We start from the raw sequence: 20,315 nt of genomic DNA, 5'->3' as shown, positions 1-20,315 counted from the left end.
CATTAATCTACCAAAAATCAATCTTATTCACACCTCTCAGCCTCTGAACGAGGAGAAATTAGTGCCTATCTCAAGATGGGTAAGAAAACCGCTGAGATTGCTCGCCTTCTAGGTCCTCATCGCTCGACGATCAGTCGTGAAATCAAGCGCGGCAGCGTCACTCAAGTTCAAGATAAGAATGGAAAACTCTTATACTCAAATGTCTACTTTCCAGACAGTGGTCAACGTGTCATGAGACCAATCGACAAAATAGTACTTATTGCAAACTAGGAGATTGTTCCAAGACCTTCTTTAAGAAGTTGGAAAAGACTTTGAAATCCCAACCTCGCTGCCACAGTATCGACACCTTTGTCCAAACCTACAAAGAGGAACATCCGTTTGAAGTCATTCCTTCAACCAAAACAGTGTACCGTTACATCAAAGATGGCCTGTTGACGATTAAACCAATTGATTTACCTAAGATGGTGAGCATCCGAAAACGGTCTAAAGTCACATCTAAGGTCGCAAAGAAAGTCCTAGGAAATTCTATAGAAGAACGTCCTGAGTCAATTAACGACCGTTCTACGTTTGGTCACTGGGAGATTGATCTTGTACTCGGTAAGAAAACCAAGGATGAAGCTGTTGTTATGACCTTGGTAGAACGCCAGACTCGGTTTGCCCTGGCTTGTCAATTGCCGAATAAGCAAGCAGAGCCGATTAACGCTACAGTTAAGGAACTTCTTTTAGAGTATCCTATTCTTTCGATCACGTCGGACAATGGTTCAGAGTTTAGTAAGATGAATCATTTTAATCCCAGCTAATACCATTAGTTATTCTATTTTTTGTCCTAATCTATTTTCAATTTACTATAATATGATCATCTGTGACAATATAGTTCTATCTCCTCTAAGAACTTTTACCCCAAGTGTATGACTTGCCGCCATATTAAAAACAAAAAAAGAGGGAAATCCCTCTTTTCAATCTAAGCTTCCGTAGTCTCTTCAACAACTTCCGCTGATTCTTCAATGATTTCAATTTCATTGACTGCTTGCGGCTCAATATTACGGTAACGTGCCATACCAGTACCTGCTGGGATGATTTTACCGATGATAACATTTTCTTTAAGTCCGAGAAGGTGATCTTTCTTACCTCGAATCGCAGCATCTGTAAGAACTCGAGTTGTTTCTTGGAATGATGCAGCTGACAAGAATGAGTTTGTCTCAAGTGAAGCTTTTGTAATCCCCATAAGGACCGGACGTGAGGTTGCAGGCACACCTCCAGAGATGACGATCTCTTTATTAGCATCTGTGAAATCAGCAATGTCCATTAATGTCCCTGGAAGAAGATCCGTATCACCTGGATCCATAACACGTACTTTACGAAGCATTTGGCGAACCATAACCTCAACGTGTTTATCTCCAATTTCTACCCCTTGGCTACGGTATACTTTTTGTACTTCCGCAAGCAAGTAAGTTTCAACAGATAAGGTATCACGGACTTCAAGCAAACGTTTTGGTTGGATTGACCCCTCTGTAAGAGCCGCACCACGCGCCACTTCATCTCCAACAGCAACTTTCATACGGGCTGTAAATGGTACCACGTACTCACCCATACCAGTTTCACCTTGAACAAAGACTTTCTTCGTACGCGTTGAAGCATCTTCGTCAATTTCAATAACTGTCCCCTTAACTTCAGTAATAACAGCTTCCCCTTTAGGATTACGTGCTTCAAAGATTTCTTGGATACGAGGCAAACCTTGTGTAATATCGGTATTTGAGGCTACACCACCCGTGTGGAAGGTACGCATTGTCAACTGAGTACCCGGCTCACCGATTGATTGCGCAGCAATTGTCCCAACTGCTTCACCAACTTCAACCGCATCACCTGTTGCCAAGTTAATACCATAACAATGGCGACAAACACCGTGACGAGTATTACATGTAAATACAGAACGGATGGTTACTTCTTCCACACCTGCATTAACAATTTCAGCAGCCTTATCTTCAGTGATTAACTTATTAGGGCCAATAATAACAGCACCTGTTTCTGGGTGTTTAACAGTTTTCTTAGTATAACGACCTTGAAGACGCTCTTCGAGTGTTTCTGTAACTTCTTTACCATCAGTAATGGCACGGATAAGAAGACCACGGTCTGTTCCACAGTCATCTTCACGGATGATAACATCTTGAGCAACGTCAACCAAACGACGAGTCAAGTAACCTGAGTCGGCTGTCTTAAGGGCCGTATCCGTCATACCTTTACGTGCACCGTGAGTTGAGAAGAACATTTCCAATACTGACAATCCTTCACGGAAGTTAGACAAGATAGGAAGTTCCATGATGCGTCCATTAGGAGCCGCCATCAAACCACGCATACCCGCAAGTTGCGAGAAGTTTGAAATATTACCACGAGCTCCTGAGTCCATCATCATAACGATTGGGTTCTTAGGATCTTGTGTTTCAATCAAGCGTTTTTCAAGGGCTTCCTTAGCTTCACGCCATGTTGTTGTAACCGCAACATAGCGGTCATCATCTGTCATTAAACCACGACGGAAGGCTTTGTTGATTTGCTCAACTTTTTCGTGAGCTGCTTCAATGATTTCAGCCTTATTATCAATAACTGGGATGTCAGCAATTCCCACAGTCAAACCAGCAAGAGTTGAGTGGTAGTAACCTAGGTCTTTCAAACGGTCAAGGAAGGCTGATGTTTCAGTTGTACGAAGACGTTTGAAGGTTTCTGCAATGATATTACCAAGATTTTTCTTCTTGAATGGTACATTGATTTCCAGGCTATCAATAACTTCTTTAATGTTTTGTCCTGGTTCAAGGAAGTACTTATCAGGTGTTCCTTCTGTCAAGTTAGCATTATTTGGTTCTTGAAGATAAGGAATTTCTGCTGGAATAACGTCGTTAAAGAGAATTTTACCAACAGTTGTCACCATGATTTTGTGAAGTTGATTTGGTTTCCAAGGTTTATTTGGCATGCTATCAACAGCAATACCAACACGTGAGTGCAAATGAACATAACCATTGCGGTAAGCCATTACAGCTTCGTCACGATCTTTGAAAATCATGCCTTCACCTTCACGACCTGCATCTTCCATTGTAAGGTAATAGTTACCAAGTACCATGTCTTGAGATGGAGTGACGACTGGTTTACCATCTTTAGGATTCAAGATGTGCTCCGCAGCAAGCATCAAAAGACGAGCTTCTGCTTGTGCTTCTTCTGAAAGTGGAACATGGATCGCCATTTGGTCTCCGTCAAAGTCGGCATTATAGGCCTCACACACAAGTGGGTGAAGACGAAGGGCTTTACCATCAATAAGAACCGGTTCAAAGGCTTGGATACCCAGACGGTGAAGAGTCGGTGCGCGATTAAGAAGAACAGGGTGTTCTTTAATCACTTCTTCAAGAAGGTCCCAAATACGCTCATCTCCACGTTCTACCATACGTTTTGCAGCTTTAACGTTACCTGCCATATCGCGGGCAACAATTTCACGCATCACAAACGGTTTGAAGAGTTCGATAGCCATTTCTCGTGGCACACCACACTGGTACATCTTAAGAGTTGGACCAACGGCGATAACTGAACGACCTGAGAAGTCAACACGTTTACCGAGCAAGTTTTGACGGAAACGACCTTGTTTACCTTTCAGCATGTGGCTGAGAGATTTAAGAGGACGGCTACCTGGTCCTGTAATTGGACGACCGCGACGACCATTGTCAATAAGAGCGTCAACCGCTTCTTGCAACATACGTTTTTCGTTTTGTACGATGATTCCTGGAGCGTTAAGTTCCAAAAGACGAGCTAAACGGTTGTTACGGTTGATAACACGGCGGTAAAGGTCATTCAAGTCAGATGCCGCAAAACGTCCACCATCCAATTGAACCATTGGACGAAGATCCGGTGGAATAACTGGTAAGATGTTAAGAATCATCCATTCAGGTTTGTTTCCAGATTTATAGAAAGCATCAAGCACATCCAAACGACGAACGGCTTTAACACGTTTTTGACCTGTTGCTGACTTCAACTCTTCTTTAAGCTCTGCGATTTCTTTTGGTAAATCAACGCGTTTAAGAAGATCTTGGATAGCTTCCGCACCCATTTTAGCAACAAATGAACCGCAACCATATTCTTGGAGTTTTTCACGGTATTCACGTTCAGTCAAAAGCGATTTTGGTTCAAGTGGTGTATCCATAGGATCAATTACCACATAGGCCGCAAAATAAATAACTTCTTCAAGAGCACGTGGGCTCATATCAAGCGTAAGCCCCATACGTGATGGAATACCTTTGAAGTACCAAATGTGAGAGATTGGGGCTTTAAGCTCGATATGTCCCATACGTTCACGACGAACTTTTGCACGAGTCACTTCAACGCCACAACGGTCACAGACGATACCTTTATAGCGAATACGTTTGTATTTCCCACACGCACATTCCCAGTCTTTTGTTGGACCAAAGATGACTTCATCAAAAAGTCCCTCACGTTCTGGTTTCAACGTACGGTAGTTGATTGTTTCAGGTTTTTTAACTTCACCATAAGACCATGAACGGACCTTACTTGGTGAGGCTAATGTGATTTGCATAGATTTAAAACGATTTACGTCAACCACTAGTATTACCTTTCTTTTTTCTTTTGTACAAAGCAAAGCTAAGTTCAGACAGAGCATTCAGAGGTTATGGGAGCTCAGAAAAACTAATTTTCTTGAGCTCTTCCTCTACTTTCATTTGTTTTTACAGCCTCAAGCTTTTAATTATATCATTAAAAATCAAGTAGCTCGTTTTCGACTTACGACACTATCTCATTTCCCAGTGTCGGATAAAACAGTCCACTGGACTGTTTTATTCACCTTCAGTTGATGTTTCACCGTTTTCAGCTGCAACTTCTGCTGCTAGGCGAGCTTCTTCTTCAGCTTGTTTTTGACGAAGTTTTTCAAGATCATCAACGTGCATCACGTCATCATCTTCACCTTCATCAAGGTCACGAAGTTCAACTTCATTGTTTTCATCATCAAGAACTCGCATGTCAAGTCCAAGTGATTGCAATTCTTTAACAAGAACTCGGAATGATTCTGGCACACCTGGTTTTGGAATTGGTTTACCTTTTGTGATAGCTTCATAAGCTTTCAAACGTCCATTAACGTCATCTGACTTGTAAGTTAAGATTTCTTGAAGAACATTTGAGGCACCATAAGCTTCAAGGGCCCAAACCTCCATCTCACCGAAACGTTGTCCTCCAAACTGTGCTTTACCTCCAAGTGGCTGTTGCGTAACAAGTGAGTACGGACCTACTGAACGAGCATGAAGTTTATCATCAACCATGTGGTGAAGTTTAATCATGTACATGACACCAACTGATACACGATTATCAAATGGTTCACCTGTACGACCATCGTAAAGAACTGTCTTGGCATCACTATCCATACCAGCTTCACGGACTGTTGACCATAGATCTTCTGAACTTGCACCGTCAAATACTGGTGTCGCAATATGGATTCCCAAGTTACGAGCCGCCATACCAAGGTGAAGTTCCATAACCTGACCGATATTCATACGTGATGGCACCCCTAGTGGGTTCAACATGATATCAACAGGTGTTCCATCTGGCAAATATGGCATGTCTTCAACGGGAACAATACGTGAAACGACACCCTTGTTTCCGTGACGCCCGGCCATCTTATCACCCACCTTGATTTTACGTTTTTGTGCGATGTAAACACGAACAAGCATGTTAACACCTGATTGGAGTTCATCACCATTTGCACGTGTAAAAATTTTGACATCACGTACTACACCATCTCCACCGTGTGGTACACGAAGAGAAGTATCACGAACTTCACGTGATTTATCTCCAAAAATAGCATGGAGAAGACGTTCTTCTGCTGAAAGATCTTTTTCACCTTTAGGTGTTACTTTACCAACTAAGATATCACCTTCCTTAACTTCCGCACCAATGCGAATAATACCCATTTCATCAAGATCTTTAAGGGCTTCTTCACCCACGTTTGGAATTTCACGAGTGATTTCTTCTGGGCCTAGCTTCGTATCGCGTGTTTCTGATTCAAATTCTTCTAAGTGAACAGATGTGTACACATCTTCTTTCACAAGGCGCTCAGACATGATGACCGCATCTTCGAAGTTGTATCCTTCCCAAGTCATGTAGGCAACGATTGGATTTTGACCAAGAGCCATCTCACCATTTTCCATAGAAGGACCATCAGCGATAAAGTCACCTTTTTCAACGATATCACCAACTTTTACAAGAGTACGTTGGTTATAAGCAGTACCTGAGTTTGAACGACGGAATTTTTGAATAGTATAGATATCAAGCGACCCATCTTCACGACGAACCTCAACTTTATCAGCATCTGAGTAAACAACTTTACCATCATGTTGGGCAATGACTGCTGCACCTGAATCGTGTGCAGCTTGATATTCCATACCAGTACCAACATAAGGCGCTTTAGGATCAATCAATGGTACAGCCTGACGTTGCATGTTCGCTCCCATAAGGGCACGGTTAGAGTCATCATTTTCCAAGAACGGAATACATGCTGTCGCAACGGCAACTACCTGTTTAGGTGACACGTCAACGTAGTCAACAATATTTGCTGGGAATTCTTGGTTATTACCTTGATGACGACCCATGACGATTTCTTCAGCAAAAGTACCATCTTCATTAAGTTTTGAATTAGCTTGTGCTACTGTAAACTCATCCTCTTCATCAGCAGTCAACCAAACAATTTCATTGGTTACTTTACCTGTTGCACGATCAACCTTACGGTATGGTGTTTGGATAAAACCATATTTATTGAGATGACCATAGCTTGACAAGTTATTGATCAAACCAATGTTTGGCCCCTCTGGCGTCTCGATTGGACACATACGACCATAGTGCGTGTAGTGAACGTCTCGAACTTCATACCCGGCACGGTCACGTGTCAAACCACCAGGTCCTAAGGCTGACAAACGTCGCTTATGTGACAACTCAGACAATGGATTGTGCTGATCCATGAACTGTGACAACTGTGAAGAACCAAAGAATTCTTTGATTGCAGCCGTTACAGGACGGATATTAATGATTTGTTGAGGTGTCAGGACCTCATTGTCTTGAACTGACATACGCTCACGAACGTTTCGTTCCATACGCGCCAAACCGATACGAAATTGGTTGGCAAGCAACTCACCAACGGCACGGATACGACGGTTCCCAAGGTGGTCGATATCGTCCACTTTACCGATACCTTCTGCAAGGTTAAGGAAGTAAGACATTTCAGCCAAGATATCCGCTGTCGTCAACGCACGGACCTTGTCATCTGGATTAGCATTACCAACGATTGTTACAATACGGTCTGGATCTGTCGGTGCCACAACCTTGAATTTTTGGAGGATAACTGGCTCTGTTACCACTGCAAAATCATTTGGCGTGTAAACAAATTTGTTAAGGTCACCATCAAGGTGTTCTGCAATCGAATCAATCACATCCCGAGTCATGATAGTACCTGCTTCAACAAGAATTTCACCTGTTTCAGCATCAATCAAATTCTCAGCAATGGTTTGGTTCAACAAGCGTGTTTTAACATTGAGTTTTTTATTGATTTTATAACGACCAACAGCTGCCAAATCATAGCGTTTTGGATCAAAGAAACGTGCTGTCAAGAGACTACGTGAGCTATCCGCAGTTTTGGGTTCTCCTGGACGAAGACGCTCGTAAATTTCTTTAAGAGCTTCATCAGTACGTGAATCTGCCGGATTTTTATGAATATCTTTTTCAATGGTATTACGGACAAGTTCACCTTCACCAAAGATATCTAAAATCTCATCATCTCCCGAGAATCCAAGAGCACGCACAAGCGTTGTAAATGGAATTTTACGTGTACGGTCAATACGAGTATAAGCAAGATCTTTTGAATCAGTTTCCAATTCTAACCAAGCTCCACGGTTAGGAATAACTGTCGAACCATAACCAACTTTACCATTTTTATCAACTTTATCATTGAAATAAACACCTGGTGAGCGTACAAGCTGTGAAACAATGATACGTTCACCACCGTTAATGATAAAAGTACCCATTTCAGTCATGAATGGCAAATCACCAAAGAAAACTTCCTGAGTTTTGATTTCTCCAGTTTCTTTATTAACCAAACGGAAGGTTACAAAAAGAGGAACCGAATAGCTCGCATCATGAATGCGCGCTTCTTCTAATGTGTATTTAGGTTCTTTTAATTCGTAACCAACAAATTCTAGCTCCATAGTGTCTGTAAAGTTAGATACTGGAAGTACGTCTTCAAAGACTTCACGTAAGCTATTGTCTAGAAATTCTTGGAACGAGTCGGTTTGAATTTCAATCAAATTTGGTAAATCAAGAACTTCTTTAATTCTTGAAAAACTACGACGGGTACGATGTTTACCGTACTGAACATTATGTCCTGCCAAGTGATTGTTCTCCTTTTTACTATCTGACACGTGACCTTCGGTCACAGGTATTTACAAATCTGAACCAACAGATTGCTTTGTCCTTCTTGTAATTTTCAGAACCTTTAAATCTTTGTGACAACAGTCAAAGTTCTTAAAAATTAGGCACAAAAAGAGCAGCTAAATCTGACTATAAAAGCTGGATTTAACTGCTGTAAGTTTCCTTGGACAATATTTCAAGAAAACAGACGACAAATAATTTCTATATATTTTATCATATTTTCTTGACAGAAGCAACTATTTGGCCTTAAATTCTTTATTAAATTGTTTCTGATTGCCTACTAGTTGTCTGATTGATTACTTTGTCTATTATTATCATCATTATTATTGTTATTATTGTTATTATTATTGTTATTATTGTTATTATTGTTATTATTGTTATTATTGTTGGTGTTATTATTAGTATTATTGTTACTATTGCTTGTCGAGGAGTTTGATTTCTTTTTATTGGAATCATTTGGCATAAAGGTACTCCAAGCCTTAGCATAGTCACTGTCTGTCCCCCCAATCGCAAAACGATAGGTCATACTTGGTGCTCCATTTTTAGCCCAATAACTTGTCGTCGTTTGACCACCAACCGTGAAACTAGTTCCATTTACCAAAACACTTCCAGGTTTCAAACCAGTTGAAGCGAGCACAGTCGATCCAATCACACTTGGATCTAATTCAAAGCGCTTATTGACCTCAAAGACAGATGGATCTGCTTGATGAATGGCACTCGTTAAATGTGCTAAATAAGATGCCATACTTGTCACTCCCGTCCCAGATGCCAGTGGTGTATTATCGTCATGACCTATCCAAGATCCTAAGGAAGCTCCAGGTGTTGTCACAACGAGCCAAGAGTCCGTATAGTCATCTGTCGTTCCGGTTTTACCAGCCCAATCAGCATTCGCAAGTCCTCCATTGACTCCTCGCAACTCACTTAAATAACGCGTTGTGTAACCTGAGGTTAACGGACCTCTTAGCAAATGCATCATAATACTTGCTGTCGCTTTAGAAAATACTTGAACAGGTTTATGTTCATGTTTAAAGATAACAGTACCATCACTGGCAGTCACAGACTCAACAATATAATGTTTTAGATAGGCTCCTCCGTTTGCTAAAGTCTGATAAGCATTAGCTTGTTGCAAAACAGATACCTCAATACCGCCTCCTAGAGGAAGACTCTCTATGCCGTACTCTTTGATATCATATCCCATTTTTTCCATATAAGCTTCTACATCTACACCATTGTCACGTAACATCTTATAGGTCCAAAAAGCTGGGATATTCCATGAAATATTGAGCGCCTCTTGTAAAGTAATCATTTTAGTCCCTAAATCACCAACGTGATAAATCGGTTGTCCACTTGAGTAGGTCGTTGGGTAATTGGAAACAATACTTGCACTTCCCATCAAACCTTCATTGATAGCAATAGCATATGGCAGTAAGGGTTTAATGCTCGATCCTGGTGAACGTAAAGCATCCAAAGCATGGTTATTTTGGTTAGTTGCGTAATTGCGTCCTCCAACAAATCCTAAAATAGCACCTGTATTATTGTCAAGTAGTACATTTCCTACTTGAACTTCGCCTGTACCATCATCAAGTAAATGTCCATAATTAGCAACCGCATTTTGCATAGCATTGTAAATATTTGGTTTAATAGTACTTTTGACCGTATAACCACCTTGTGATAATTCTTGATAGGCTAGTTCTTGATAAAGTTCTTTTGTGGCGTCATTTTTCAGCTCATTCTCAGGTACCTTATCACGTTTGACAAGATAATCATACATAATTTTCTGAGCTTCTTCTAAAACAGCATAATAAAGATAGTCGTGACTATCAGCCATCCTTGCTTCCGGTTGCCTAAAATCTTGTTTTAAGTCATAAGCAAGGTAACTCTCATAATCTGCCTTTGTTAAAATGCCTGCGCGATACATATTGTAGAGAACACTTTTTTGACGAGTAAGCCCCCAAGCCATATCTTCGTCTGATTTAAATGCCCCAGTTGGTAAATAAGGTGAATAGACTATTGGACTCTGTGGCAAACCAGCTAAGAAAGCCGCTTGCGGAATGGTCAAATCTTTCGCAGAGACACCAAATATCCCCTGCGCAGCTTCTTCAATACCAGCAATATTTTGCCCCTTATGATTACGGCCAAAAGGGGAAACATTGAGATAATTTGTCAGAATACCATCCTTGTCCATGTGTCGCTCAAGTTCCAAAGCATAGATAATTTCAGTAGCCTTACGTTTAAAGGTTGGGTCATCTCCTAAGATTTGTTGTTTAATTAACTGCTGCGTTAAAGTTGAGCCCCCGCTTGACTCACCAATCCCAAGAACTGATCCTAAAGTTGCACGAAAAATAGCTTTCGGAACAATCCCTTTATGAGCATTGAAATTTTCATCTTCTGTTGCTACAATCGCATGTTTGACGTTATCAGAAATAGCCGAGCTTTCAACAGGTGACCGTAGTAAATCCGTATCTAACTTTGAAATCAATTGACCATCTGCGTAGGTCATCTGAGAAATCTTCGTCAAATCACTAACTTGTGCTATTAATTCCTGTGAATTTGGAAACTCAACATTATCAATTTGACTAGCTAGATAACCAAGTCCAATTCCCCCACCTAACAAACTTACCAAGGCAAGAATCAAATAAGAGAAATCAACCAAGAGCTTTAACGTTCTCAAAAAAACCAATCCATAATCTTTCCAATTATAGCGTTCAGCTTTTTTTGATGATCGCGATGAATTTTTAGAGTCATTTTTATTTTTCAAACCTTGCCAAAAATCAGCAAACTTCTTTTTCCATTTGTTCATAAAATACCTCATCGTTCATTATATCAAAAAAAGATAGAAATTAACAATTTGCAATGCCGTTCACACACTCTCTAAACGGTTATCAATTCTTTGGATGATACTACATTTTTTTTAGAGATTCAGCAATACCTACTCTGATTCAATAAAAAATGCCAGACAGACTAAACAGACAACCAAATCCTATGTGCCATTTTATCTTCTAAATCATTTAAAATCCTGTATAATTTAACTATCCAAAACTCAGCACAGACTCCCCCAAACCAAATATGTAGAAATAATAGAACACGTTTATTTGACGATTCCAGTATTGACCAACAATAAATCACACAATCGTTGCTTCTCAGCCCGTTTTCCAAAGTTTTTTAAATGTCTATTTGGTGATTTATAGCAGAGCCATCAGCTTCAACATAAGTATCATTTATATACAAAACAACACTTGTGTTACTTGCATTTGTCGCTACAGTTACATCTACAAAATGTCACGCACCTCATAGCAGATTCTGATACAGCATAGCCACCTCCACTTTGAATAAAACCGTAGACAACATAAGAATAGGGCCATCATATTGAAAGTATAAGCTGACAGAATACTATATCACACACATAGCTTTGGCGCATTCTGCTATAGCAAACACACTGGATGCAAAATTATACGTATTTTTTTGCTACTAAAACTACAGTATCGTAGGGGCCATTTATCTGAGCATAGTTAGATCAGGATTTAACTTTTCCCCATATGTTTTCTTATCTAGGACACCCAATTTTTAATCAAGCCCTAAATTTTGGTGGTGATTTCTTGATTTATTTTCATTTCTGCCTATCTTTTCCACATTATTTAGGCAAGACAGTTCATTCTGCGCATAGCATATAAGTTTATCACAGAATATGGCCATTATTTCATAAGATTACGTTAAGAATAGCTAAGCAAACCTTAATAAGCACTGCTATTATCTATTTTTTATAGCACATACTCCCAAGAAAAACACTCAGAAAAAATGCTAAAAACCATTAGCAACATCATCTCCAAATTTTTTCTAGATTTTGTTGCTCAGCTTGCTTATTTTCCTTATTTTTTGATATAATAATCTAAATTTTATAAAATGAGCAAGGTATGATGGACTTTGATGTCTGATTCTTTGTATCTTGATAAAAAGGAGAAAGCCAATGAACATTTTCGAAGAACTCAAAGCACGTGGCCTCGTCTTTCAAACGACAGACGAAGAAGCCCTCGTCAAAGCATTAACAGAAGGGCAAGTATCCTATTATACTGGGTACGACCCAACAGCAGACAGTCTTCACCTTGGTCACTTGGTAGCAATCTTGACGTCACGTCGTTTACAATTAGCAGGGCACAAGCCTTATGCCCTTGTTGGCGGTGCTACTGGTCTTATCGGGGATCCATCTTTCAAAGATGCAGAGCGTAGCCTTCAAACCAAAGACACCGTTGATGGTTGGGTGACTAAAATCCAAGGTCAACTATCACGTTTCCTTGACTTTGAAAACGGCGACAACAAAGCTGAAATGGTCAACAATTACGACTGGTTTGGCTCAGTGAGCTTTATCGACTTCTTACGGGATGTTGGGAAATACTTTACTGTCAACTACATGATGAGTAAAGATTCCGTCAAAAAACGGATTGAAACAGGGATTTCATACACTGAGTTTGCATACCAAATTATGCAAGGCTACGACTTCTACGAACTCAATGACAAGCACAATGTGACCCTCCAAATCGGCGGTTCGGATCAATGGGGCAACATGACTGCTGGTACTGAATTGCTTCGCCGTAAAGCTGATAAAACTGGTCACGTTATGACCGTACCTCTCATCACAGACTCAACTGGTAAAAAATTCGGTAAATCAGAAGGAAACGCCGTTTGGCTCGATGCTGAAAAGACTTCACCTTACGAGATGTACCAGTTCTGGCTCAATGTTATGGATGATGACGCCGTTCGTTTCTTGAAAATTTTCACTTTCCTCTCACTTGATGAAATTGTTGAAATCGAAAAAGAATTTGATGCCGCTCGTCACGAGCGCTTAGCTCAAAAAGTTCTCGCTCGCGAAGTCGTTACCCTTGTTCATGGCGAAGAAGCTTACAAGCAAGCCCTCAATATCACGGAACAACTCTTTGCTGGAAATATTAAAAATCTTTCAGCTAAAGAACTCAAACAAGGTCTCAGCAATGTTCCCAACTATGCTGTCCAGACAGAAGATAACTTGAACATCGTCGAAATCTTGGTAACTGCTGGTATAGTCAACTCCAAACGTCAAGCCCGTGAAGATGTCCAAAACGGTGCCATCTATGTCAATGGCGAACGCATCCAAGACCTTGACTACGTTCTATCCGACACCGATAAAATCGACGGCGAACTCACTGTTATCCGCCGCGGTAAGAAAAAATACTCTGTTTTAACTTATTAACGATTTCAAAAAAACTCAGCGGAATTGATATACTCCCCTTACAGTAGACAGTGAAAAAACAAAAAGTCACTAGAAACGATAAGGGGAGTTTTCCTATGTCAAAAAGAAGCCCAAAATCAGTAGAGGAAAAGTTAGAGATTGTATTGAAATATCAAGAAGGTCAGTCAATTAGACAGTTAATCAAAGAGTACCATATCAGACAATACAATTACGGAATAGATGAGAAAATACCAAACTGATGGTATTGACGGCCTTAAGGAAAATCGTACTTGAAAACACTATTCGTTAGAATTAAAACAAACAACTTATGAACTTTTTATCACAGCATTTTTATAAAGGTCTCACAAAAACGATTTCTAAGAGTAGGATGAGCAGAGCGACATAGGCCACCAAGGCTAGCATTCTCTGAGATGGTTTAAATATAAAAGGATCAAAGCGAGTTGTCAAGAAAATAGCGCAAAGACCACCTCCAACAGCTCCACCAATATGTCCAGCCAAGCTAATACCAGGCATAAAAAGATTAAAAATCAGATTCATCCCCAGCAAGAGTTGATAGTTTTGCCCTACTTGCCTGAGGTAGGGATTGCTGCCAAAATAACCAATGACAGAAATCGCTGCAAAAAGTCCAAATATCGAGGTGGAGGCACCTGCTGATACAGCATCTGGAGTGAAGAACGCAACGAAGACATTTCCCATAATACCTGATAACAAGTATAGCGTTAGAAAGCCCCAAGCTCCCCACCACTGCTCTGCCATTGCCCCAACAAAATAAAGCGATACCATATTCATAATCAAGTGTTCCCAGCCAATATGAATAAAGATTGGTGAGATGAGGCGCCAAAGCTCTGCCGGGTAATGTGTCAAATAGTTCCCATTGACACCACCAGCCTTGAAAATCGCCAAAGCTGTCGTTGACTGGCCCCAATACATCAACTGAATCACAAGAAAATAACCGATAGTTAAAGTCAAGAACGTTGCCATTATAGGATTTTGCTTAAAAATGTGTTGCAGATTTTTCATAAAGTAATCCTTTCACGGGAATATCATATTTTTGTGGTATAAAATAGCTGAGCTGACTAGGATAAATGAGACTGACAGTTTCACCTTGATAATCCTTCAAATAACGGTCGTAATATCCTGCGCCATAACCGATGCGGTAACCCTGATTGTTAAAAACAACACCTGGAACCACCACCAAATCAATCATCTCTTTAGCCACTTCTTGACTACTCTCAGGCTCTGGCACCCCAAAGGAAGAGGTGACTAGCGTCTTCGGGTCGTAGTCAACAAAAATCATTTTGCCTTTTGGATAAGTTTTAGGAATCACAATCCTTTTTCCATCCGCCAAAGCTCTTTCAATCACCAGAGTGGTGTCGTATTCAAAATCAAATGAAAGATAGACTGCTATCGTTGTCGCTGTTTGATAAATCGGTAAACAAAATAAGCGTTCTGCCAATCGTTTATCATAGTGTGATTTCCACTCCCTATCTTGCGACTTTAACATCGTTAATATTGTCGTCCTAAGTTTCTTTTTGTCCATGTTCACATCATATCATGATTTGTTACTTTTTTCATGAAAAATCGTTGTCCCCTTTTTATACAAAACTTATACATCACCTTAGACCAGCTCAAAACCCTTTAAAAGAAGCGTTTTCATCGACTAATTACGACTTTTTGAAGGATTTTAAAAACAAATTTATACAAAAACGAAAAAAAGACATCTTTTAACAACTTTCTCCTTGCATTTCTCTTTTTTAAGACGTAAAATACTGACCGAAGCTATTTATTTTTATAGAAAGGCTTGCGTCAATTGATAATACGCAAGATGCTAATAACCGCAACTATGCAAGATTTAACTAAAGGAAAGCCGATTATTGTTATTCTGCTTTTTACAATTCCCCTGCTAATTGGTAGCTTTTTTCAACTGGCCTATAATTTTGCTGATAGTATGATTGTTGGTCACACTCTCGGAAAAGAGGCTTTTGCTAGTGTGGGGGCAACTGGGAGTATTACCTTTTTAATTTTAGGATTTGCTCAAGGTCTTACCAGTGGCCTGGCTATTGTCATCGCACAAAAATTTGGGGCTAAAGATGCTCTTGGTATTCGACAGAGTTTTGTTCACGGACTATTTTTTGCTTTATTAACCGGCATTATCCTAAGTATCCTATCCCTACTTGGTCTGCACCAACTACTGATATTAATGCAAACACCTAAGAATCTCATTGGACATTCTCAAAACTTTCTAACAGCTATTTTCGGAGGGTTGATTTTTACTATTCTCTTCAACTACCTTTCTAGCGTGCTAAGAAGTCTAGGAGATTCTAAAACACCCCTATATGCCCTCATCATTGCTTGTATTATCAATATCATTCTTGACTTTACTTTCATCCTCAACTTTGGGATGGGGGTCTTCGGTGCAGGACTAGCAACCATTATTGCACAAGCTTTCTCTGTCATTTTCCTTATGATTCATATCAAAAAAGCGGTGCCCCAGCTCCATATCCACAAAAGTGATTGGCGTCTTGATAAGCAAAATTTAAAAGTTCATGCACGGCTAGGTTTTCCAATGGCCTTTCAAGCTAGTATCATAGCACTTGGGGCTATCACCTTACAAGTCGTTTTAAATAAACTAGGGACAAATGCTATCGCAGCGCAGGCTATTGCCGGTAAAACCGACCAACTTGCCATGTTACCAATGATGAATCTAGGGCTTGCTGTCTCAACCTTTACCGCTCAAAATTACGGGGCTAAACAATACCGTCGAATTTTAGAAGGTCTTAAACAATCTCTGGTAATCAATATCATCTGGTCCATTATTTTTGCACTCATCTTAGTAAGTTTCCATGAATTCTTCTCTGGTCTTTTCTTATCAAATGGTAGCAAGGAAGTCTTTGAACTCGCCCTAATTTACTTTATTATCAATGGGGCTTGCTATTGGATATTATCAATCCTTTTCATCCTCCGAAGCTTTATCCAAGGTCTTGGAAAAGGTTTTGTTCCAACCTTAGCAGGTATTATGGAATTAATGATGCGTGCAGGGGTGGCCATTATCGGTATGATTTACTTTGGATTTTACGGCGTCGCTAGTGCAAGTCCTGCGGCTTGGTTAGGAAGTGTTATCATTTTAGCTCCAAGTAGCTTCATTTTGGCTCAAAAATTGCGATATAGCTAAAATTTAGGAAAGTTTTAGATGATTTTTAGTTTTTTTTAATCCTATCTTAATAATAAGACGGTACTATATAAACATCCTAATCACCACTTCCCTAAGTGGTTGGGAAATCTCCTAATTTCCCACTTTTTCATAAATCTCCTGAACAAGCTCCTCACTATGAGGGGCTTGTTCGCGTTTTGTCATTCATTTCATTTCTCAATAGATGATTCCACTTGACCAACAGTCGTTCCATGTTTAAACAAGTACACTTTTTTATTATCACTTACTCTTTAACCAAAAAGTCTTAAAGGCCTTTTGAAGTTAGGCATAATACCGTCCACAGCCGTATAATGGCCACTAACGATGCGAGGTAGTAAAATAGTCCCGTGGACTATTTTAGGTGGCCCCTTAAAAATGAAGAAGTGTCCAGTTATAGGACTTCCCATCTGGTATTATTATAAAAAGAGAAGGTTGAGATATTTTGTCCCAACCTCAGTCTAAATGTAAACAATAAAGTACGGACGGAAGCCATTTTCTTTGAACTCATGACTTCTGTCCTCCCCTCTCTTTATGTAATTTATCTTACTGGACTTTATAGCTCAAAAATGTTGAAATTTCCTCGATGGCAAAAGGCAGAGCTTTTTCATCTGGATTCATTTTGGCATGGTGCAAAGGGTATGGACTGTCAATCCCCAACCAAAACATAACACCAGGGACCTTTTGTAACAAGTAACCGAAATCTTCACCAGTCATAGCTGGTGGACAATCAATCAGATTAACAGCACTACTTTGTCCAAAGAAAGCCATTAGCTCATCAGCTAGTTCAGGTTGATTTTCCACAGGAAGCCAAGCCCCTTGACGGAGTTCGATTTCAACTTCCATGTTAAAACTAGCCGCTACGCCCTGTGCAATGGTCTTGACACGCTCCTGCATGAGTAAGCTCATCTCCTGCGTCAAGGCTCGGATGGTTCCACGAAGACTGGCTGTCTCAGAAATGATATTACTTGTCACCCCTGCGTGCATAGCACCAAAAGTCACAACGCCCCCCTCAATAGGATCAACATTTCGGCTCACAATTGTCTGAACTTGGGTTACAAAATAAGCTGCTGCGACAAGGGCATCATTTGATAAATGTGGAAAAGCTGCATGTCCACCCTTTCCTTTAAAGGTAATATAAACCTCACAGGTCCCAGCAAAAAGGGTCGAACGGTTAGTGGCAATATCACCTACTTTAAAATCAGGTCGGACATGGAGCCCATAAAATTCATCTGGTAACCAATCTTTAAAAGCATCATCTTCATACATGAGCTTAGCTCCACCCAGATTTTCTTCCGCAGGTTGAAATAGGAAAAGCATATTTTCTTTTGGTTGTTGCTCTGCCATTTTTTCCAAAAGCCCTAAAGCAATGGTCATGTGAAAATCGTGGCCGCAGGCATGCATCCGCCCTTCATGCTGACTAGAAAAGGATAAGCCTGTGTTTTCTGTAATCGGAAGACCATCAATATCTGTCCGCCAGCCAATAGTTTTCATCGGAGACGAACCATGTAAAAAGACTAAAATCCCTGTTCTCCAAAGACGGTGCTCCACAAATGATTTGCCAGCCGTGATTTCGGCAATGCGTTCTAGCAAATAAGCCTGTGTCTTGTATTCTTCCAAACCAATCTCAGGAATTTGATGTAAGTCACGACGTGTTTTAATTAAATCTAACATATTATCTCCTTAAGGGAAAAGGCTGAGCTACCTCAACCTTTTTAGTTATTACAAATTTCTAAGAGCGTCTTCAAGCGCTGTTTTTTGTTGCGTTTGTGCATCAATTTCTTTGATAACACGTGCAGGAACGCCTGCTACAACAACATTTTCTGGCACATCTTGAGTGACAATAGCGCCTGCAGCTACCACTGAACCACTACCAACTTGCACTCCCTCGATAACTACAGCATTTGCTCCGACAAGCACATTGTCACCAATACGAACAGGCTCAGCAGAAGCAGGCTCAATCACACCAGCAAGGACTGCACCAGCACCGATATGACTATTTTTACCAACCGTTGCACGACCACCTAGAATCGCTCCCATATCAATCATGGTTCCCTCACCAATCTCAGCACCAATATTGATAACAGCCCCCATCATGATAACCGCATTATCACCAATGGTCACCTGGTCACGGATAATGGCACCTGGTTCAATACGAGCATTGATATTCCGTTTGTCAAGCAATGGCACAGCTGAATTACGACCATCTTGCTCAACCACATAGTCTTTATTTTCAGTCAAGTTCGCAAGTAGTGGCTCAATATCCTTCCAATCACCAAAAAGAACATTACCAAGTTTAGTCACCTCAGCAGGAATAGCTCCCGCCAATTCACCTTCAAACGTTACCTTTACAGTCGTTTTTTTCACAGCATTTCCAATAAAAGCAATAATTTCCTGAGCAGACATTTTTTGCGCTGTCATCATCAATCTCCTTTGTCCTTAAACTATAAGCCCTATTATAACAGAATTTTCTGAAATTTCTAGTTAAAAGATAAAAAGCCCAAAAGGGGACCTAAAATGAATTATTATAGATTTATTTTAGCAGTTTGAACCTGCAACTGAATTCAGTTACATTTGCGTCATCCTATGGTACATCAAAAACAACACGAAACGATAATTACCTTAAAATTGATCTCATCTTTTCAAGGTAACTGTTGAACATAGTAACCTGCATAGTGAGACATATTATAGGCAATGTAAAGTTTTCCAACACCCCAAAGAATGAGGCAGGAAACCATTAGAATAAGTATGGTTAGTAGTTTTTTCATCTTCGTTTTCCTTTAGATTTAGGCTTCGCAGAAGTTTTAGGTTTTATTGAAGTAGAGGTATCCTTAATCTTGTTTATAACATCCCAGATTGTCAAATTAAGCTAGACATTTTATGTAACTCAGAAAAACTTGATAAGGTGTTTGATAGTTTAGTGATTTCCTAGGAATGTTATTTCGTCTATCAGCTATAGCTGATAACACTTTTTGAGACAAGCCATTAAAATCCATTTGTTTAGGTAGTCCATGACGTCTTAATAACCCATTTGAGTGTCCATTTAATCCAGGTTGCCCAGGGCAACCTGGATCCGCAAAGAAAATATCAATATCGTGTTGGTTAGAAATCGTCTTCCAATTACTGAACTCTTTCCCACAATCAAAGGTCATTGATTTAAAGAGATGTTTTGGAAATCTTGAGAGCCATCTAGTTAGTGCTTGTTCAATATCACTAGCTTTTCGCCCCTTTGTTCGAAGCGTGATAATAGCTTTAGACTGCTTCTCTACCAATGTGATAACAACACTTTTGTGGTTTTTACCAACAATAGTATCACCTTCAAGATGGCCAAACTCACTATCAAATTCTGGATAGACTTTCGAACGCTCACGGATATCCCTCCGAAAACCTTGCTTGCCACGTTTTTCGGCCTTACCATTCGGTTTGCGATTTCCCTTCCATGGGAAATCG

Annotated in this window: 12 protein-coding genes and 1 pseudogene; 4 read left to right on the top strand and 9 right to left on the bottom strand. The window is 40.1% G+C overall.

Annotated elements, in window-relative coordinates:
* Positions 1-6: 6 nt before the first annotated feature.
* Positions 7-782, top strand: a pseudogene (locus ACFPQ3_RS09830) (IS30 family transposase); the annotation flags it as partial.
* 179 nt (positions 783-961) lie between these two features.
* Here ACFPQ3_RS09830 and rpoC read toward each other — a convergent pair.
* From rpoC to pbp1b, 3 genes are all read right to left on the bottom strand, one after another.
* Complete coding sequence (gene rpoC, locus ACFPQ3_RS09825; protein ID WP_156807116.1) at positions 962-4,594, bottom strand: DNA-directed RNA polymerase subunit beta'; 3,633 nt, start codon at positions 4,592-4,594, stop codon at positions 962-964.
* Between the two features lie 229 nt (positions 4,595-4,823).
* Positions 4,824-8,417 carry a DNA-directed RNA polymerase subunit beta gene (gene rpoB, locus ACFPQ3_RS09820; RefSeq protein WP_156807115.1) on the bottom strand — a complete coding sequence of 1,198 codons (3,594 nt, stop codon included), beginning with the start codon at positions 8,415-8,417 and terminating at the stop codon, positions 4,824-4,826.
* 320 nt (positions 8,418-8,737) lie between these two features.
* Positions 8,738-11,257, bottom strand: coding sequence for a penicillin-binding protein PBP1B (gene pbp1b / locus ACFPQ3_RS09815; protein WP_156807114.1), 2,520 nt, complete (start codon positions 11,255-11,257; stop codon positions 8,738-8,740).
* Between the two features lie 1,164 nt (positions 11,258-12,421).
* Here pbp1b and tyrS point away from each other — a divergent pair.
* Together tyrS and ACFPQ3_RS09805 are read left to right on the top strand one after the other, a co-directional pair.
* The gene (tyrS, locus tag ACFPQ3_RS09810) at positions 12,422-13,678 is read left to right on the top strand and encodes a tyrosine--tRNA ligase (protein WP_156807113.1); all 1,257 of its coding nucleotides are present in this window, start codon (positions 12,422-12,424) and stop codon (positions 13,676-13,678) included.
* A 95-nt stretch (positions 13,679-13,773) separates the two neighbouring features.
* Positions 13,774-13,917 carry a hypothetical protein gene (locus ACFPQ3_RS09805; protein WP_156807112.1) on the top strand — a complete coding sequence of 48 codons (144 nt, stop codon included), beginning with the start codon at positions 13,774-13,776 and terminating at the stop codon, positions 13,915-13,917.
* Between the two features lie 91 nt (positions 13,918-14,008).
* Here ACFPQ3_RS09805 and ACFPQ3_RS09800 read toward each other — a convergent pair whose 3' ends face one another.
* Together ACFPQ3_RS09800 and ACFPQ3_RS09795 are read right to left on the bottom strand one after the other, a co-directional pair.
* On the bottom strand, positions 14,009-14,698 hold the full coding sequence (locus ACFPQ3_RS09800; protein WP_198039936.1) for a rhomboid family intramembrane serine protease: 690 nt from the start codon (positions 14,696-14,698) through the stop codon (positions 14,009-14,011).
* Positions 14,673-15,218, bottom strand: a complete 546-nt coding sequence (locus ACFPQ3_RS09795; protein WP_156807111.1) for a 5-formyltetrahydrofolate cyclo-ligase — start codon at positions 15,216-15,218, stop codon at positions 14,673-14,675. Before ACFPQ3_RS09795 ends, ACFPQ3_RS09800 begins: the two co-directional genes overlap by 26 nt.
* 303 nt (positions 15,219-15,521) lie before the next feature.
* Between ACFPQ3_RS09795 and ACFPQ3_RS09790 the strand changes: the two genes are divergently transcribed.
* Positions 15,522-16,850, top strand: a complete 1,329-nt coding sequence (locus ACFPQ3_RS09790) for an MATE family efflux transporter (RefSeq protein WP_156807117.1) — start codon at positions 15,522-15,524, stop codon at positions 16,848-16,850.
* A gap of 561 nt (positions 16,851-17,411) precedes the next feature.
* Here the strand turns inward: ACFPQ3_RS09790 and ACFPQ3_RS09785 are convergent.
* From ACFPQ3_RS09785 to ACFPQ3_RS09770, 4 genes are all read right to left on the bottom strand, one after another.
* On the bottom strand, positions 17,412-18,539 hold the full coding sequence (locus tag ACFPQ3_RS09785; protein WP_156807110.1) for an N-acetyldiaminopimelate deacetylase: 1,128 nt from the start codon (positions 18,537-18,539) through the stop codon (positions 17,412-17,414).
* Between the two features lie 48 nt (positions 18,540-18,587).
* Complete coding sequence (dapD, locus tag ACFPQ3_RS09780) at positions 18,588-19,286, bottom strand: 2,3,4,5-tetrahydropyridine-2,6-dicarboxylate N-acetyltransferase (RefSeq protein ID WP_156807109.1); 699 nt, start codon at positions 19,284-19,286, stop codon at positions 18,588-18,590.
* A gap of 221 nt (positions 19,287-19,507) precedes the next feature.
* A complete protein-coding gene (locus tag ACFPQ3_RS09775) occupies positions 19,508-19,633 on the bottom strand; it encodes a hypothetical protein (protein ID WP_269747758.1) in 126 nt (41 codons plus the stop codon).
* A 96-nt stretch (positions 19,634-19,729) separates the two neighbouring features.
* Positions 19,730-20,315 (bottom strand): IS30 family transposase (locus tag ACFPQ3_RS09770; protein ID WP_380434435.1); only part of this gene is annotated, 586 nt, incomplete at its 5' end.

It is taken from the genome of Streptococcus caledonicus (genome assembly GCF_042656225.1).
GTDB classification, from domain to species: Bacteria; Bacillota; Bacilli; order Lactobacillales; family Streptococcaceae; genus Streptococcus; species Streptococcus caledonicus.
This window is presented reverse-complemented; position numbering and strand designations above follow the sequence as displayed.

Excerpts from the sequence above, each read along its gene's own strand:
- ACFPQ3_RS09790 (WP_156807117.1), top strand. The coding sequence starts at position 15,522 with ATGCAAGATTTAACTAAAGGAAAGCCGATTATTGTTATTCTGCTTTTT.
- ACFPQ3_RS09775 (WP_269747758.1), bottom strand. The coding sequence starts at position 19,633 with ATGAAAAAACTACTAACCATACTTATTCTAATGGTTTCCTGCCTCATT.
- ACFPQ3_RS09785 (WP_156807110.1), bottom strand. The coding sequence starts at position 18,539 with ATGTTAGATTTAATTAAAACACGTCGTGACTTACATCAAATTCCTGAG.
- ACFPQ3_RS09800 (WP_198039936.1), bottom strand. The coding sequence starts at position 14,698 with ATGAAAAATCTGCAACACATTTTTAAGCAAAATCCTATAATGGCAACG.
- tyrS (WP_156807113.1), top strand. The coding sequence starts at position 12,422 with ATGAACATTTTCGAAGAACTCAAAGCACGTGGCCTCGTCTTTCAAACG.
- pbp1b (WP_156807114.1), bottom strand. The coding sequence starts at position 11,257 with ATGAACAAATGGAAAAAGAAGTTTGCTGATTTTTGGCAAGGTTTGAAA.
- ACFPQ3_RS09805 (WP_156807112.1), top strand. The coding sequence starts at position 13,774 with ATGTCAAAAAGAAGCCCAAAATCAGTAGAGGAAAAGTTAGAGATTGTA.
- ACFPQ3_RS09795 (WP_156807111.1), bottom strand. The coding sequence starts at position 15,218 with ATGGACAAAAAGAAACTTAGGACGACAATATTAACGATGTTAAAGTCG.
- dapD (WP_156807109.1), bottom strand. The coding sequence starts at position 19,286 with ATGACAGCGCAAAAAATGTCTGCTCAGGAAATTATTGCTTTTATTGGA.